The following is a 17,189-nucleotide window of genomic DNA, read 5'->3' as shown; positions in this document are numbered from 1 at the left end:
TTTATGAAATAATGAACGTTCTAAAAAATAGCATGTGTGAATAAAACGAAGCGAACAGCCTTATACTTATTATGGTTAATATTGACTGTAATTCCACTTTAGCAATAATAAACTCATTAATAAAACCAATTAGACCAATAACATTGATAGACGTAACTTATTTACATAGATTGAAAATTCTACAGATTAGCTTTCAATTTTAGCTAAAGTTGTTTAATAAATTTGTTGTATAATTATAAGTTAGGACAATTATTTGCTGGAGTAATAACAATGAAAAAATATTTATTGGTCGGCGCTGTAAGTGCGTTATTTATGGCTGGTAATGCAAATGCAGTATCAATGAATATTCAAGCGGGTAAGCATTACACTGATGTTCGTGCGGGTTTAGGTGATCCTAACGCAGGGCTATCTTTTAATGGTAACTGGGCACGAAGTGATCATGATGGTCAGACGGGTAGTCTAGGTGCAAAATTCGCATTACCATTAGGACCTTTCTCTGCGAGTGTTGGAGGTAAAGCACTCTACTTATCACCAAAAAATGGTGATGATGGTGCTGCACTAGCGGGTGGTGTAGGTTTAAACTGGAATGTATTCCCTTCATTGAATGTTTATGGTGAAGCTTATGCTTCTCCTGAAGGATTAACCTCTGGTAGCAAATCTTATTATGAAGCTGATGTGGGTGCTCAATTAACAGTATTTAAACCACTGCATGTTAATGCAGGTTACCGTGTAATTGAAATCGAAAACTCACATAATAGAAGTAATAATAAAATTGCTGATGGTTTCTATGTTGGCGCTGGTTTAAGCTTCTAATTTAGAAAAAGCAGATAAGATCAAATAAAAAGCAGGTGTTGAAAAATCAGCACCTGCTTTTTTTGTTGTTAGTATAAGTGAGTATTTAGCCGACTTGTGGTAATAAACCAAAAGTGATAGCGATTTGAATACCAATAACCACCAGACCACAAATAAACACAATACCTAATGCACCTTTCCCGCCTTTAACTTTGTATTTATCTGCACCGTTTTGTTCTTGTCTAACTTTCCATACTAATAAAGCAGGTAGAAGCAACGCTAAGATTGACAGGGCAATAGCGGCATAGGCTAATGCTTGTACAAAGTTAGGAAAATAAAGCGCGCATAGTAAAGGAGGCGCAAACGTTAATAGGCTTGATTGTATACGCCCAGTTGCACGATTACTGCGTTTGAATAGGTCAGCAAGATAATCAAATAGGCCTAATGCAACACCAAGGAACGAGGTAGCTAAAGCTAATGCAGCAAATAGGTTAACTGCAATATTCACGCGAGGTGTAGCAACAACATCACGGATAGCAGTAAGCAGACCATTTAATCCAGATTGTTGCGCCATAATTCCCATAAAAGTATTTGTTGGGATGGCACCTAAAGTGGCAATTTGCCATAAAATATAAGCAACAAGCGGAATAGCACTACCAATAATAAAGATAATACGTAGCTTTTTAATATCGCCGTTCATGTAACTTACAATACTTGGCACACTACCGTGGAAACCAAATGAGGTAAAAATAACAGGAATAGCAGAAAGAATAAGCCCATACGCCACAGGCATTGAGGTTAAGTTTACTGATTCAACGTGAGGTAACATCACAATCAGCATAAATATGAGGAAGAAAACTTTTGCGGTAAACAATAGGCGGTTAATCATATCAACCGATGTTGTACCAATTCCTACCACCGCTCCACCAATCACTGTAAAGATAATGATACCTTGTGTGACAGAAAGCTCATGACCAATCCAAGATGAGAGTGTGGATGAGAGTAGTTCACCTGCACCACTAATATAAGCAGTTGTTAGCGCATACATTAATAGTAATAGTGCAAGTCCTGTGATCACTTGACCACCAACACCAAGGTAGCGCTTTGCAATAGAGCCAAGACCAGTATGAGGATCATTGTATTGATAAACTTCCACCAGCAGTAACGCGGTATAGCTCATCAATAACCATAAGCCAACAAGCAATAGCATCATGGTGCTAAAACCAATACCCACGGCAGCCAGTGGCATTGCCAGCATACCTGCCCCAATTGTTGTTCCTGCAACAATAAAAACACTGCCTATAGTGCGATTCTTCACAAAATCCTCTGTTCTCTAAACTATTTTATTTATTTAAAAAGCAGGGTATAAGAATGGTAAATTTCTGTCAAATTTTAATTACGTATACTGTAATGATTAGTTTACAAAAAGGATTTTGTGAATAAAAAAACGCCAATTATAAATATGAATTGGCGCTTTAAGAGAGATATTTATAGGAGCGTTAATCGTCAAGCTCTACCATTCGTCTTATTTGATCACGATTAATTTGTTTAATTTGCCCTGTTTCTGAATCTTTGTAGGTAATTAATCCAGTTGCTTCATCTTCTTGGGGTTTATCTGTCGTTAAAATTGTTTCCCCATTAACTGTTTCTATTTTTTGTGGACTTGAACAGCCCGCGACGAGCAGAATTGATGTGGAAATAGCAACAGCGGAGAAAATAGAACTTAATTTCATAATACTTTTCCTTTTTTATCAATGTTATTTGTAACTTTAGTCAAAGATGAACAAGAGTGTTAGGAAAAAGCCAAAATTAAGATAATTCAAATTACTCAGAGCAAATTTCTATTTCGATATCACTAATGGGATGGCAACTACAGGGGAGTATTTCATCGGCTTGGATAAACGCTAAAGGCTCATTGCGATAACACACTTTGCCTTTCACTAAGCGTAGACGACAAGAGCCACAATAGCCTTCACGACATTGGTATTCGACTTGGACTTTCCCATGCTCTAATGCATCAAGCAAAGAAGGATGGGTGTCAGTATGAAATTCTAAAGGTGTTGAAAGACCCTGCTGATGCAGGGTCACTTTATGAGATGCCATAACGTATCGGTGTTATTTCTCAGTATTACAGTTCAAAGTTACTTAGGTCATCAGTATCAACTTGTGAATCGATTTGACCCACGAGGTAAGAACTGACTTCAACTTCTTGAGGTGCAACTTGAACGTTGTCAGACACTAACCATGCATTGATCCATGGAATAGGGTTAGAACGTGCTTTAAATGGTAATTTAAGACCCACTGCTTGCATGCGAATATTGGTGATATATTCAACATATTGGCAAAGGATATCTTTATTTAAACCAATCATAGAGCCTTCAGAGAACAGGTATTCCGCCCACTCTTTTTCTTGCTCTGCCGCTTCAACAAACAGGTCATAACACTCTTGCTCACATTCAGCCGCAATTTCTGCCATTTCAGGATCATCTTGACCTGAACGCAGTAAATTCAGCATGTGCTGTGTTCCTGTTAAATGCAAGGCTTCATCACGAGCAATTAATCGAATGATTTTAGCATTACCTTCCATTAATTCACGTTCCGCAAAGGCAAATGAACAGGCAAAGCTAACGTAGAAACGAATCGCTTCTAATGCATTGACGCTCATTAAGCACAGGTAAAGCTGTTTTTTCAGTTTACGCAGTGTAACGTGTACCATCTCGCCTTTGACTTCATGATCACCTTCACCAAACATATGGTAAAGATTAGTGAGTCTGATCAGTTCATCGTAGTAAGAAGAAATATCACGCGCACGTTTTAAAATTTCTTCATTTTCAACGATATCATCAAACACAACTGACGGATCGTTAACAATATTACGAATAATATGAGTATAAGAGCGTGAGTGGATGGTTTCAGAGAATGACCATGTTTCAACCCATGTCTCTAACTCTGGGATTGAGATTAAAGGTAAGAATGCCACGTTAGGGCTTCTTCCTTGAATCGAATCCAACAGCGTTTGATATTTTAAGTTACTAATAAAAATATGTTTTTCATGATCAGGTAACGCATTATAGTCAATACGATCACGAGAAACGTCCACTTCTTCTGGACGCCAGAAGAAGGAGAGCTGTTTTTCAATTAGCTTTTCAAAAATAGGATATTTTTGCTGATCATAACGCGCTACGTTAACAGGTTGCCCAAAAAACATGGGCTCCTGAAGTTGATCATTTTTAACTTGTGAAAAAGTAGTATAAGACATAGCTTCCTCAATTAAATTTTACACGCGCCGCCTTCACAATCTGAATCTTCCGTCTCAACGACTTCTTCCAGATCACCCTGAACATCGTCTGCACCGTCACGGGTATTGTGATAATAAAGTGTTTTCACACCATATTTGTAAGCGAGCAGCAAATCTTTCAGCAGTTGGTTCATTGGAACCTTACCGCTAGGGAAACGAGTAGGATCGTAGTTAGTGTTTGCAGAAATCGCTTGGTCAACGAATTTTTGCATAATACCGACTAACTGCAAGTAACCTTCAATACTTGGCATTTGCCACAGTAATTCATAAGCGCCTTTCAAACGCTCATACTCAGGAACCACTTGACGTAAAATACCGTCTTTAGAGGCTTTAATACTGATATAACCACGCGGTGGCTCGATACCATTTGTCGCATTCGAAATCTGTGAAGAGGTTTCTGATGGCATCAGCGCGGATAGTGTTGAGTTACGTAAACCGTACTCTTTAATGTCTTTGCGTAAGCCTTCCCAATCGTAATGCAGTGGTTCATTGGTCAGTACATCTAATGATTTTTTATAAGTATCAATAGGTAAAATACCTTCAGCGTAAGTAGTTTCATTAAACCATGGGCATGCGCCTTGTTCTTTCGCTAATTCATTAGATGCTTTTAATAAATAGTATTGAATAGCTTCAAATGCACGATGGGTTAAGTTATTTGCACTACCATCAGAGTAGCGGACACCGTGTTTTGCTAAATAATAAGCAAAGTTAATAACACCAATACCTAAAGTACGACGACCCATTGCCCCTTTTTGAGCTGCCAAGATTGGATAGTCTTGATAGTCTAACAATGCGTCAAGTGAACGAACGGCTAAACGAGCAAGTTCTTCTAAATCATCAAGATTTTCAATTGCACCTAAGTTAAATGCAGATAACGTACACAGTGCAATTTCACCATTAGGGTCTTTAATATCATTTAATGGTTTAGTTGGCAGTGCAATTTCTAAGCATAAGTTTGATTGGCGAATTGGTGCAACAGCCGGATCAAATGGGCTATGTGTATTACAATGGTCAACGTTCTGAATGTAAATGCGGCCAGTTGAGGCACGTTCTTGCATCATTAATGAGAATAACTCAACCGCTTTAACTTGTTTTTGGCGGATGCTTTTGTCTTTCTCATATTGTACATATAAGCGTTCAAATTCGTCTTGGTCTGCAAAGAATGCATCGTATAAACCAGGAACATCAGAAGGGCTGAATAAAGTAATATCCTGACCTTTGATTAAACGCTCATACATTAATTTGTTTAATTGCACGCCATAATCTAAATGACGAACACGGTTATCTTCAACACCACGGTTATTTTTCAGTACCAGCAGGCTTTCAACTTCTAAATGCCATAATGGGTAGAATAAGGTTGCCGCACCACCACGAACACCACCTTGTGAGCAAGATTTCACCGCAGTTTGGAAGTGTTTATAGAAAGGGATACAGCCTGTGTGGAACGCTTCACCATTACGAATAGCACTACCTAATGCACGAATACGACCTGCATTGATACCAATACCCGCACGTTGAGAAACGTATTTCACAATAGCACTTGATGTTGCATTGATAGAATCAAGGCTGTCGTCGCACTCAATTAAAACACAAGAGCTAAATTGACGAGTTGGTGTTCTTACACCCGCCATGATTGGTGTTGGTAATGAAATTTTAAAGGTTGAAATCGCATTATAGAAGCGTTCGATATAGTCCATACGTGTTGCTTGTGGATAACGAGAAAACAAGCAAGCAGCGACTAAAACGTATAAAAATTGCGCACTTTCGTAAATTTCACCTGTAATACGGTTTTGAACGAAGTATTTGCCTTCTAATTGTTTAACCGCAGCGTAGGAGAAATTCATATCACGTTGATGAACAATAAAGTTATTCATCTGTTCGAACTCTTCTTGCGTGTAATCTTCGAGAAGATGGCGATCGTATTTGCCTAAATCGACTAATTTTTTAACGTGATCATACAGAGCTGGTGGCTCAAATTGGCCATACGCTTTTTTACGTAAATTAAATACGGCAAGACGGGCAGCGAGATACTGATAATCAGGCGTTTCACCAGAGATTAAGTCTGCAGCAGCTTTTACCAGCGTTTCATGGATATCAGCAGTTTTGATACCATCATAAAACTGAATCTGAGAACGTAATTCAACTTGAGATACAGAGACATTTTCTAGACCTTCAGCGGCCCAGGCGATAACACGGTGAATTTTGTCTAAGTCAATGCGTTCTTTATGACCATCACGTTTTGTGACGAGCAGGCTGTGATTCATGAGCGATGCACCTTTCTTGCATTAGTGTTACCTGAAATTTTATACCGCAAAAAAACGCTCCCGATGACAATTTGTGTCAAGGAGTCTTGTGGTGTGAAATTTAAGGAAACACAATATATAGGGGTTGGTTCAAATGGTGATAACAAGATAAAGGTAATTGAGAGATTGATCAAGTGTACAAATCTGATAGTTTCTGTGGATAAATAGGGGATAAATTTTTTAATAACTGCCTGTACCCTGCATAAATACAGGCAGTAAGAAACACAAATTCAAGTGACAACGATGTAAAGTCAATTTTAAAAAATGTGATCGTTTGATGTTTTATTAAACCAAATCAAACTTTCAGTTTCATGAATTCGAGTTATGTGTCGATTGTGTGTGCACCATATAATTCACATCGACATTTGGCGCTAATCGGAATTTGTCAGTGATTGGGTTATAATGTAAACCAATCATATTTTTGCTACGTAAATCGGTTTCATCGACCCAACTAAGCAATTCTGATGGGCGAATAAACTTATTAGCATCATGTGTGCCTTTAGGTACCATATTCAGAATATACTCCGCACCTACTACCAGCATTAGCCACGCTTTTTTATTACGATTGATGGTTGAGAAGAAAACATGTCCACCAGGTTTTACCAGTTTTGCACAGGCTCTTACCACAGAAGATGGATCAGGAACGTGCTCTAACATCTCCATACAGGTAACGACGTCGTAAGTTTGTGGGTTGTCATTCGCGTGGTTTTCAACGGTATCTTGAATGTAAGTGACAGGAATACCCGATTCCAGTGAGTGTAAACGTGCAACTTGTAATGGCTCTGTACCCATATCAAGTCCAGTTACTTCAGCCCCAGCGCATGCCATACTTTCAGACAAAATACCGCCACCACAACCGACATCTAGGACTTTTTTTCCAAATAGGCCGTCTGCGCGTTCTTGAATATAGTTGAGTCTTAGTGGGTTGATGCGGTGTAATGGCTTAAATTCACCTTCAAGATCCCACCACCGTGATGCGACGCTTTCAAACTTGTCGATTTCATGCTGATCCACGTTAGCATGTAAAGAGGTTGTTTTATCATTCATCAGAAAGTATTACTCCTATTTTCATATTGCCATGATTCTACCAACGTTAGACGGTGAAATCGAAGAGAATAGCGAAAGGATCATTAATTTAGTCGTTTCCTTTTTCCAAAAATTGGCGATTTGTGGTATAGTTCTAAACCTTTGAATCCGTAGTATGAGGGACAGTGGCTCCATGAGCGACATTGCCAGAGAAATCACACCAGTTAATATCGAAGAAGAGCTGAAAAGCTCATATTTGGATTATGCGATGTCTGTTATTGTAGGACGCGCATTACCCGATGTTCGAGACGGACTGAAGCCAGTACACCGCCGAGTGCTTTTCGCGATGAATGTACTAGGAAACGATTGGAATAAACCTTATAAAAAATCAGCCCGTGTTGTTGGGGATGTTATCGGTAAATATCACCCGCACGGTGACAGTGCTGTTTATGAAACGATTGTTCGTTTAGCACAGCCTTTTTCTATGCGTTACATGTTGGTTGACGGGCAGGGTAACTTCGGGTCAGTTGATGGTGACTCGGCGGCTGCGATGCGTTATACCGAAGTTCGTATGGCGAAAATCGCCCATGAACTGCTGGCGGATTTGGAAAAAGAAACGGTTGATTTTGTTCCTAACTATGATGGAACAGAACATATTCCGGCAGTAATGCCAACCCGTATTCCAAACTTGTTAGTCAATGGTTCTTCAGGGATTGCGGTAGGGATGGCAACAAACATTCCTCCACATAACCTAGGCGAAGTTATCGATGGCTGTCTTGCTTACGTTGATAACGAAGACATCACGATTGAAGAGTTGATGGAACATATTACGGGGCCTGATTTCCCGACTGCCGCTATTATTAATGGTCGCAGAGGAATTTTAGATGCTTACCGTACTGGTCGCGGAAAAATTTATATCCGTGCTCAGGCTGATATCGAAACTGATGAGAAGACAGGCCGCGAAACTATTATCGTGACAGAAATTCCTTATCAGGTGAATAAAGCTCGCTTAATTGAAAAAATTGCAGAGCTTGTTAAAGATAAGCGTATTGAAGGTATTAGCGGCTTACGTGATGAGTCTGATAAAGACGGTATGCGTATTGTCGTTGAAATCAAACGTGATGCTGTGGGTGAAGTGGTATTAAATCACTTATTCTCACAAACACAAATGCAGGTTTCTTTTGGTATTAATATGGTTGCGCTTCACCAAGGCCAGCCAAAATTATTAAATTTAAAAGAAATTATCTCTGCCTTTATTCGTCATCGTCGTGAAGTTGTTACTCGTCGTACTATTTTCGAATTACGTAAAGCACGCGACCGCGCTCATATCTTAGAAGCACTGGCTGTTGCCTTGGCGAACATTGACCCAGTTATTGAAATGATCCGTCAAGCACCAAATCCAGCAGAAGCAAAAGCGGCGTTAATTGCACAACCTTGGGATTTAGGTAGCGTTTCTACCATGTTAGAGCGTGCTGGTGACAGCAATGTTGCTCGTCCTGAATGGTTAGAGCCACAATATGGTGTGCATGACGGTAAGTACTATCTAACAGAGCAACAAGCTCAGGCTATTTTGGATCTGCGTTTGCAGAAACTGACCGGCCTTGAACATGAAAAACTGTTAGATGAGTATCGTGAGTTATTACTCCAAATTGCTGAGCTATTGCATATCTTAAGAAGCCCAGAGCGTCTGATGGAAGTCATTCGTGAAGAGCTAAATGCGATTAAAGAGCAATATAACGATCCTCGTCGTACTGAGATCACTGAAAATACAGCAGATATTAATATCGAAGACTTGATCAATGAAGAAAATGTTGTTGTGACACTTTCTCATCAAGGTTACGTTAAATATCAGCCACTTACCGATTACGAAGCACAGCGTCGTGGTGGTAAAGGTAAATCAGCAGCAAGAATTAAAGAAGAAGACTTTATCGATCGTCTGTTGGTAGCTAACACCCATGACACCATTCTGTGCTTCTCAAGCCGTGGTCGTCTCTACTGGATGAAAGTTTACCAGTTACCAGAAGCAAGTCGCGGTGCTCGTGGTCGCCCAATTATCAACTTATTACCTCTTGAGCAAAATGAACGTATTACGGCTATTTTGCCAGTGAGAGAGTATGAAGAAGGTAAGTTTGTCTTTATGGCAACAGCAAGCGGCACCGTGAAGAAAACACCTCTGCAAGATTTCAGCCGTCCTCGTAGTGCAGGTATTATTGCCGTCAACTTAAATGAAGGTGATGAGTTAATCGGTGTTGATTTAACCGACAGCACTAACGAAGTTATGTTGTTCTCTGCGGATGGTAAAGTGGTTCGCTTTGCAGAAGATTGTGTTCGCCCAATGGGACGTACTGCAACTGGTGTTCGTGGTATGAAACTGAGCGATGACGATAAAGTGGTTTCACTTATCATCCCTCGTGGTGAAGGTGATATCTTAACCGTAACTGAAAATGGTTATGGTAAACGTACTGCTCAAAGCGAATACCCAACGAAGAATCGTGCAACACAAGGCGTTATCTCTATTAAAGTCAGTGAGCGTAACGGTAAAGTTGTTGGTGCAATTCAAGTTGAAGAAACTGACCAGATTATGATGATCACGAATGCGGGTACATTAGTTCGTACACGAGTTTCTGAAGTCAGCATTGTTGGACGTAATACACAAGGTGTTACCTTAATTCGTACAACCGAAGGTGAGTTGGTCGTTGGCTTGCAACGTGTTGAAGATGAAGATGATGCATTAGATGACGATGAAGTTAATGAAGTTATTAACGAAGAGTTATCAGAAGCACCTGATTCAGATTTAGCGGACGATGCAGACGAAGAATAATATTTATCATTATTGTGATGTATAAATAAAAGAAAGCAGGCATAATTGCCTGCTTTTTTTATATGGTAGGATCAGTTCATCATCAGAAAAAATTATCTTGATGATAAAGATCATATCATTCAGACATACAGTAACTTCTGCTAGAATAGAATAAGTTTCTTATGCGGTAGGCATTATTGATTAGGGTGGTTGTTTGAGATATCTCTCGTCCTTTAAAACATCGTTAAAAATTTCCCGCTACCTTTTTCGTGTATTAGGTATCATGTTGTGGGCGATGGGTGCATTGTTAACCATGTTTTACCTCATCAATATTTTCAATGACACAAAGTCAGATATTCGGCAAGAGTATAGTAATAACTACACCAATCTCCTTGGCTTCTTTAGGCAAACCTCTGGCACCATCCGTGATTTACAATACCTCGCAGAACGACATCAAGAACAGATCAATTTAAATCCGAGTATGAAAAATTCATTATTTTATGAAGGACCTTTTTCACTTCATAAACTTAATGACACTGCGGATTGTGAATTGTTTAAAGGGCAAACGAATAACTATTTTCGCTCATTTAACAGCATCTTATATTATTGGAAAGATAATACGCCCGCCCTGCAAGGAATAAACCAAGTCTTTATGGTTGGCTCCCATAGCATGTGTATGATTAACTTCCCTTTGCGCGCATCCCCTGTTGATACTGAAATGTTGAAAAAGATGGTTTACGAAAATACACGTAATTACATCAATCAACGCGCACAAGGTAAAGAGGTTAACCAATATTGGATAGTGCCAGATGCAAAAGGAGATAGCGGCATTTTATATGTTATGTCGCCAGTTTATGCCTCAGGTAAATTTATTGGCTTGATCGGTATTGAAAGGGCAATTCGCCTTGAATATTTTTCTCCCGCCAAAGACAGAGTGATTTCAATTCACCTTCTTAATAGTAGAAACACCACTGTTTTAAGCTATCCAGCAGAAAATAACTATCATGCCGTTAAACAAGTTCCTGATGTTAGTGCCCCTTATTTTGGTTTTGATGAAGACTTTAGTGACTTAGTTGCTAAGCGTAAATTATTGCCTTCATCTTTTAGTGTGGTGTATTCATTACCACTCAAACAAATTTTAAATGAATTTAAATTTACGATTTTTAATGCGCTGATCTTAAATATTATTTCAGCCATTATGATTTTTATCTTCGTATGGATCTTTGAGCGAAAAATATTCTCCCCAGCTGAAAACAATGCTTCTCGTCTAGAAGAACACGAGCAGTTTAACCATAAGATTGTGGCATCAGCGCCAGTCGGGATTAGTATTCTTAGAATACGTGATGGCATGATCATTTTAAGTAACGAACTCGCTCATAACTATTTTCGTTTACTTAGCCATAGCGATAAACAAAATATCCTCTCTATTATTGCTGAGAAAAGTAGCAATATGGTCGATGTAGTGACCAACAATCGTAATCATCTGCAAATCAGCTTTGTTAATTCACGTTATCAAAATGAAGATGTGGCTATCTGTGTTTTAGTGGATATCAGCGCACGGGTTAAAATGGAGCGCTCATTACAAAACATGGCGACAGCTGCGGAGCAAGCTAACCAAGCTAAATCGATGTTCTTGGCAACTGTCAGCCATGAATTACGAACGCCACTTTATGGCATTATTGGTAATTTAGAGTTATTACAATCTCTTACACAAAGCGATGATACTGCTCGATTATTAAAAACGATGGATAACTCCTCATCGTTATTACTAAAAATTATTAGTGATATCCTCGATTTCTCGAAAATTGAGTCTAAACAGTTAAAAATTGATATTAAGCCATTTAATTGTCGCCAAGTGCTCTCTTTTGTTATCTCTAACTATTTACCTTTGATTGCGAAAAAAGACTTGGCTATTTACTGTTTTATCGAACCTGATGTACCTAAAATTGTAAATAGTGATCCTGTTCGTGTGCAACAAGTTATCTCTAATTTATTGAATAACAGTATTAAATTCACTACGACAGGGTGTATTACCTTGCATCTTTATAAAGATGATTATTATCTCTATTTCGATATTCACGATACAGGGCGAGGGATCAGCGACAAAGCATTGCATGAGCTTTTTGAACCATTCTTCCAAGTATCTCAAAATACAGAAAGTGCATCAGAAGGGACAGGATTAGGTTTAGCTATTTGTGAAAAGCTAATTAACTTAATGGATGGGGATATCAGCGTTGTTTCCCAAGAAAATATTGGTAGCCGCTTTACAGTTCGTATACCTCTTTATGGTGCTTTAGAAGGAATTGAGCCTTCTTCTAAACAGAATATTTATAAAGAAAGTAATGTTCGCTGTTTTATTGATATTAAAAATCTCTATTTAGAAGGTTTTATTGGTCGATACCTTCGTTATTTTGGCTTGAGCTGTGAATTACTTACTGAAGAAGTGGTGTTATCTTCGACCGATTTTATTATCACAGATTACGATATACCAAGAAAAGATAACTGCCAATTTATTAGGATCAATGAGCATTATTTTGAGCCGTCGAAGAAAACAGCTGGAAACGTATGGGTCTGCGGTACTTATAAATTAAACGAGTTAACAAAAATAATACTGCAATTGCCACAAAATAAAGTGGAAGCAAATTGTGTGGATATGGTGGAGCAAGATACTGATTGTAGCTTACAAACCTTAACGATTCTTATTGTCGATGATCACCCAATAAACCGCTTATTGTTGACCGATCAACTGAAAAAAATCGGTTTTAATACAGTAACAGCAGAAGATGGTTGTGACGCATTAACGTATTTAGCTAAAAATCATGTTGATATCGTTCTGACGGATGTCAATATGCCAAACATGAATGGTTATCAGCTGGCAACACATATAAGAGAAATAGGCAGTAATATGCCTGTGATTGGTGTGACGGCGAATGCGATTGCAGAAGAGAAACAACGCTGTATTGATGCAGGAATGAATGATTGTGTATCTAAACCTGTTTCGCTCTCTATTTTAAGAGAAGTGCTGGTGAAGCATATACCTAAAGAATAATTCTAGATCGTGAACAATAAAGCGAGTTAAAAACCAAGGCTAATTTATTAGCCTTGGTTTTTTTAAGCCAAAATAAGGTAAAAATGACGTAATTACAAAGCATTTTGATAGATAAAATGAAGCAAAGTACAGCCATAATAAGACAAGCTGATTAAAAGGAGAGTGAGGGAGTCTCTGTAACAGCCTATAAGCGAAAAAACTAGTAAAGGTACGATATAAGCTATGCTGCTTATAAGGTGCTTCTGAACAGGAAATATTTGCAAGAAAAGAGAAAGGCAAACCCAAAGAAAATGAGGGATAAAGAGTAAAAATTAAAAAGCAGAGAAGCTCCCACAAAGGGATGAGCTTCCTGATTTTATCGGTGCGACTAGGGTAACTACGGTGAAATTAATCCGGGCCGTTAATTTCCTTATCAATAGTCACTGATGACAAGTAATTAAGTAATGCGATATCGTTATCGACACCTAATTTCATCATGGCTGATTTTTTCTGACTGCTGATCGTTTTAATACTACGATTAAGTTTTTTCGCGATTTCAGTCACAAGAAAGCCTTCAGCAAATAATCTCAGCACTTCACTTTCTTTTGGTGATAAACGTTTATCGCCATAACCATTTGCATTTACTTTTTCAAGTAGCTTCGCAACGCTTTCAGGCATAAATTTCTTGCCTTTTTGTAGTGCAGCCAATGCTTTTGGTAGATCAGTCGGAGCACCTTGCTTAAGCACAATACCTTCAATTTCAAGATCAAGAACTGCGCTCAAAATAGCTGGGTTGTTATTCATTGTGAGTACGATAATAGACAAATTAGGATAATGTCTTTTGATGTACTTAATGAGTGTAATACCATCACCATACTTATCGCCAGGCATAGACAAGTCAGTAATTAAAGCATCCACATTTAACTTAGGTAAGTTATTGATAAGTGAAGTCGAATCTTCAAATTCACCTACAACATTGACCCATTCAATTTGTTCTAAAGATTTACGAATACCGAATAAAACGATTGGGTGATCATCGGCAATAATAATATTAAGGTTATTCATGTTTAATTGTTACCTTGCTGCAGCAACTGTTGAATCCATTTATCCAGTTGAGTGATACGTTCTTTGATCTCTAATTCATTATGATTTTTTATGTCATGCTCTAAATATTCACAGCTTTCTCTGAGATATTCTAAATCTAACATGGCAAAAACCCCTTTTAGACGGTGAGCTGTCTGGGCTAGAGAATGAAAGTCTTTATTTGTTGCTTCTAAGTGTAGTTTTTCAACATCAATAGGAACAGTACTGATAAATAGTTCCTTATAATCACTACCATTCAACTTCTTCCTATAATTATTAAGAATTACTTCGTATTTATCAAGGTTATTATTTTCATCCCAAATACTCTCTTTAGTTGTATCTAGGGAAAATGACTCATTTTCTTCAATTAAATAAGTAATAGCCTCTATTAAAGGATCACCGAAGTTATAGTTACACTTTATTAAATCTTTTGATATTTTTTCAAATCCAACAATAGAACTCATTAATAATATTGTTGGAGATTCAGGGTTATCATTCGGTGTATCCTTAAGTATGATATCGTATTCAGGATAAAGATTCTCTCTATTTTTATCAAAGTATGTGGCGCCATATTTATCAAGCTGTTGACAGATAATTTTTTCTATTTCAGGATTTTTTATAGCGAGTTTTGCGTTTATTCCCTCTAATAATACGTTAAATGTTCGTTCTTCAGTATCTATATGCTGGTATGGGAGTGCAATTTGGAAATGAGAACCAATACTTTCTTGGCTCTTAATCGTTAATTCTCCTTGTATTTTGTTGCATAGCAAATGGCATAAATAAAAAATGATACCTGAATTAGAATAATATTTGTCTCCCATTGCTTGTCCTAAGAATGGGTATTTTATATTAGCAATATCTTGAGGTGTAAGCCCGCTTCCACTGTCAATAATATCTATAAGTATTTCTTCTTTATCTTTATTTTTAACTAAATTCAGATTAACGGTTATCTTTCCATAATTAGTCGTGCTAATGGCATAATTAATCAATGATAAAATAATCTTACTTAAAGCGGGACCATCGTTAATTAAAAGTAATCCAGGTCTTATATTATTGTGGAAATAAAGTGTTAGGCCTTTTCTTATCATAAAAGGTGATGCTGTTATCAGAATAGATTCAACTAATGTTGATAGTTCAAATTCATCCTTATGAATTTTCCATTCTTGGTTTTCTAACTTATTAATTAATGTAATGTTTTCTATCCATTCGGAAATGTAATTTGTTTTCTCTAATAATAAGCTAAGCAATTGTTGATGAGTGTCTTCGGGTAATAATTCTTTAAATTGATAAACCATCTCATTTATATCTTTGATAGGACGCATTAATTCTAATGACATATTAGATAAGATCTTGCGTCGTGCGATGGTATTTTTCTCATATTCTTGCTGTGCAAGTTGTAATTTTTTATTGATTAGCGCTTCGTTATCTTTATTCAGAAATATGAATAATGATGTATTGTCAATATTGTTATTATTACTTGTTCTTATTTCATAAATTTCGTTGTTGATAGCCGTTTGAATTAAGCCATTGTGCTCAACTGCCATTTGGCGGATCTTAGATAAATCGATATGAGGCAGTAATTTTTCCGCATGACTATTACTAATAATCTTATGGTTAGAGGAAAAATTATAGACTAGTAATCCTATCGGAAGGTTTGAAATGATGTCGTTTGTCATCTCTTCTTTGATCCGTAGATTACGAGTCATCGAGATATAAGGAAAAACGTACTTATTACGGATATAAATATGGCCAAAAACGGAGATAGAAATAAATATCAGCAGACTGATTAATAACCAAATATTTTTGTAGGCAATCTCTTTTATAATCGACTTCATAGGGTATTCATAAGAGAGTGAATATGGGATCCCAATAATCGGTTGAGAAAAAATCAGTGAAGAGCCATCGGTTGATATTTCAATGTTATTTTTGTCATAAACAGATTGCTGACCTGTCGGAAGTAATCTTAAGTAGTGTGGAGATAGCTCTGAAGGCAAGAAATTATTGATAGGCAGATCAAACGCCACTACGCTGGTTAGCTGACCCGGTACATTAAACATAATACGATAAGTATAGTAATAAATGTTTTCCGTAGACATTTTCCTAATAGGAGAAAGGCTCTCTTTTTCATCTAATGCAGTTGATTGCATCAATAACTCAGACCGTTTACTTTCAGCTGTTAATGTTAAATAGCTTTCTTTGTAACGGATCTCCGGTTTAAGCACAGAATGAGTTGTAATTAAGATAAGATCATTCCCTTTACCATTTAGATAATAAAGTGAACTGTAATCATTACGCACACCCCAAAGAATTTCGAGTGAATTTGCAAATCGTTGTGCTAACTGAAAGGTTTGCTCATTGGGTTTACCAAATATAATGGAATCTACGGTTTGGTCTCGTCCTTCAAGCCAAAATACATCAGAACGCAATTTTATTGGATTAAGTCGCAATACAGGAAACATCGAGGTATCGGTTATTTTATTTGATAACTGAAAAAGCTGATTAGAGTGGTAACGATAATCTTCAACCTGTCGAGAGAATTTGAGAGTTGTATTGTTGATAGCGTTTTTTTTGCTATCTAGCCAAGTGTCAAAATAACTGTAAGCGTAGAGAAAAAGCGATATGACCATAAAAAGAAGAAATAGGGCATATAGACGAGTTAGTGTATTTGGCTTGAGTTGGTTCAATGTACGCATTCAGTTTGCGAGCCTTTAAGAGACAATGTAATTAAAAATAGAAAATTGAATAAACAATCACCATTATTCAGCCATTATATTAACAGGTTATCCTTTTAAAAGGGATATTCGGATGAACTTTGAGCAAACAAACAAAAAAATCCAATTTTTTTACAATCGGAGCTAG

General features: G+C 37.4%; 11 protein-coding genes. 3 read left to right on the top strand and 8 right to left on the bottom strand.

Annotation, left to right across the window (positions count from 1 at the left end; genetic code table 11):
• The first annotated feature begins 270 nt into the window (after positions 1-270).
• The gene (locus ACWPWK_RS03595; protein WP_100158496.1) at positions 271-813 is read left to right on the top strand and encodes a YfaZ family outer membrane protein; all 543 of its coding nucleotides are present in this window, start codon (positions 271-273) and stop codon (positions 811-813) included.
• An 85-nt stretch (positions 814-898) separates the two neighbouring features.
• Here the strand turns inward: ACWPWK_RS03595 and tyrP are convergent, their stop codons facing one another.
• From tyrP to ubiG, 6 genes are all read right to left on the bottom strand, one after another.
• Entirely contained in the window at positions 899-2,050 is a 1,152-nt protein-coding gene (tyrP, locus tag ACWPWK_RS03590) for a tyrosine transporter TyrP (RefSeq protein ID WP_244185081.1), read from the bottom strand.
• Between the two features lie 241 nt (positions 2,051-2,291).
• Complete coding sequence (locus ACWPWK_RS03585; protein ID WP_109374138.1) at positions 2,292-2,525, bottom strand: YgdI/YgdR family lipoprotein; 234 nt, start codon at positions 2,523-2,525, stop codon at positions 2,292-2,294.
• Positions 2,526-2,616: 91 nt separating this feature from the next.
• Positions 2,617-2,895 (bottom strand): class I ribonucleotide reductase maintenance protein YfaE, encoded by a 279-nt coding sequence (gene yfaE, locus ACWPWK_RS03580; RefSeq protein ID WP_109374139.1) that lies wholly within the window; start codon positions 2,893-2,895, stop codon positions 2,617-2,619.
• A gap of 25 nt (positions 2,896-2,920) precedes the next feature.
• Positions 2,921-4,051, bottom strand: coding sequence for a class Ia ribonucleoside-diphosphate reductase subunit beta (nrdB, locus tag ACWPWK_RS03575; RefSeq protein WP_109374140.1), 1,131 nt, complete (start codon positions 4,049-4,051; stop codon positions 2,921-2,923).
• Positions 4,052-4,062: 11 nt separating this feature from the next.
• Positions 4,063-6,354, bottom strand: a complete 2,292-nt coding sequence (nrdA, locus tag ACWPWK_RS03570; protein ID WP_109374141.1) for a class 1a ribonucleoside-diphosphate reductase subunit alpha — start codon at positions 6,352-6,354, stop codon at positions 4,063-4,065.
• Positions 6,355-6,702: 348 nt separating this feature from the next.
• The gene (gene ubiG, locus ACWPWK_RS03565) at positions 6,703-7,440 is read right to left on the bottom strand and encodes a bifunctional 2-polyprenyl-6-hydroxyphenol methylase/3-demethylubiquinol 3-O-methyltransferase UbiG (RefSeq protein ID WP_109374142.1); all 738 of its coding nucleotides are present in this window, start codon (positions 7,438-7,440) and stop codon (positions 6,703-6,705) included.
• A gap of 172 nt (positions 7,441-7,612) precedes the next feature.
• Here ubiG and gyrA point away from each other — a divergent pair, with 172 nt between their 5' ends.
• Entirely contained in the window at positions 7,613-10,240 is a 2,628-nt protein-coding gene (gyrA, locus tag ACWPWK_RS03560) for a DNA topoisomerase (ATP-hydrolyzing) subunit A (protein ID WP_109374143.1), read from the top strand.
• Positions 10,241-10,433: 193 nt separating this feature from the next.
• Positions 10,434-13,268 (top strand): two-component system sensor histidine kinase RcsC, encoded by a 2,835-nt coding sequence (gene rcsC / locus ACWPWK_RS03555; RefSeq protein ID WP_109374144.1) that lies wholly within the window; start codon positions 10,434-10,436, stop codon positions 13,266-13,268.
• A gap of 387 nt (positions 13,269-13,655) precedes the next feature.
• On the opposite strand, the gene rcsB is transcribed toward rcsC, so the two are convergent.
• Entirely contained in the window at positions 13,656-14,312 is a 657-nt protein-coding gene (gene rcsB / locus ACWPWK_RS03550; RefSeq protein WP_006533269.1) for a response regulator transcription factor RcsB, read from the bottom strand.
• Between the two features lie 2 nt (positions 14,313-14,314).
• Positions 14,315-17,023: a phosphotransferase RcsD gene (rcsD, locus tag ACWPWK_RS03545; RefSeq protein WP_109374145.1), complete on the bottom strand. Its 2,709-nt coding sequence runs from the start codon at positions 17,021-17,023 to the stop codon at positions 14,315-14,317.
• Positions 17,024-17,189 lie beyond the last annotated feature (166 nt).

This window comes from Proteus sp. Marseille-Q3619 (genome assembly GCF_965283115.1).
The sequence above is the reverse complement of the archived record's forward strand: the minus strand, read 5'-3'. Positions and strand labels throughout refer to the sequence as shown.

What these genes read in the sequence shown, in the direction of transcription:
- ACWPWK_RS03595 (WP_100158496.1), top strand. Translation starts at nt 271, where the DNA reads ATGAAAAAATATTTATTGGTCGGCGCTGTAAGTGCGTTATTTATGGCT.
- tyrP (WP_244185081.1), bottom strand. Translation starts at nt 2,050, where the DNA reads ATGCTGGCAATGCCACTGGCTGCCGTGGGTATTGGTTTTAGCACCATG.
- ACWPWK_RS03585 (WP_109374138.1), bottom strand. Translation starts at nt 2,525, where the DNA reads ATGAAATTAAGTTCTATTTTCTCCGCTGTTGCTATTTCCACATCAATT.
- yfaE (WP_109374139.1), bottom strand. Translation starts at nt 2,895, where the DNA reads ATGGCATCTCATAAAGTGACCCTGCATCAGCAGGGTCTTTCAACACCT.
- nrdB (WP_109374140.1), bottom strand. Translation starts at nt 4,051, where the DNA reads ATGTCTTATACTACTTTTTCACAAGTTAAAAATGATCAACTTCAGGAG.
- nrdA (WP_109374141.1), bottom strand. Translation starts at nt 6,354, where the DNA reads ATGAATCACAGCCTGCTCGTCACAAAACGTGATGGTCATAAAGAACGC.
- ubiG (WP_109374142.1), bottom strand. Translation starts at nt 7,440, where the DNA reads ATGAATGATAAAACAACCTCTTTACATGCTAACGTGGATCAGCATGAA.
- gyrA (WP_109374143.1), top strand. Translation starts at nt 7,613, where the DNA reads ATGAGCGACATTGCCAGAGAAATCACACCAGTTAATATCGAAGAAGAG.
- rcsB (WP_006533269.1), bottom strand. Translation starts at nt 14,312, where the DNA reads ATGAATAACCTTAATATTATTATTGCCGATGATCACCCAATCGTTTTA.
- rcsD (WP_109374145.1), bottom strand. Translation starts at nt 17,023, where the DNA reads ATGCGTACATTGAACCAACTCAAGCCAAATACACTAACTCGTCTATAT.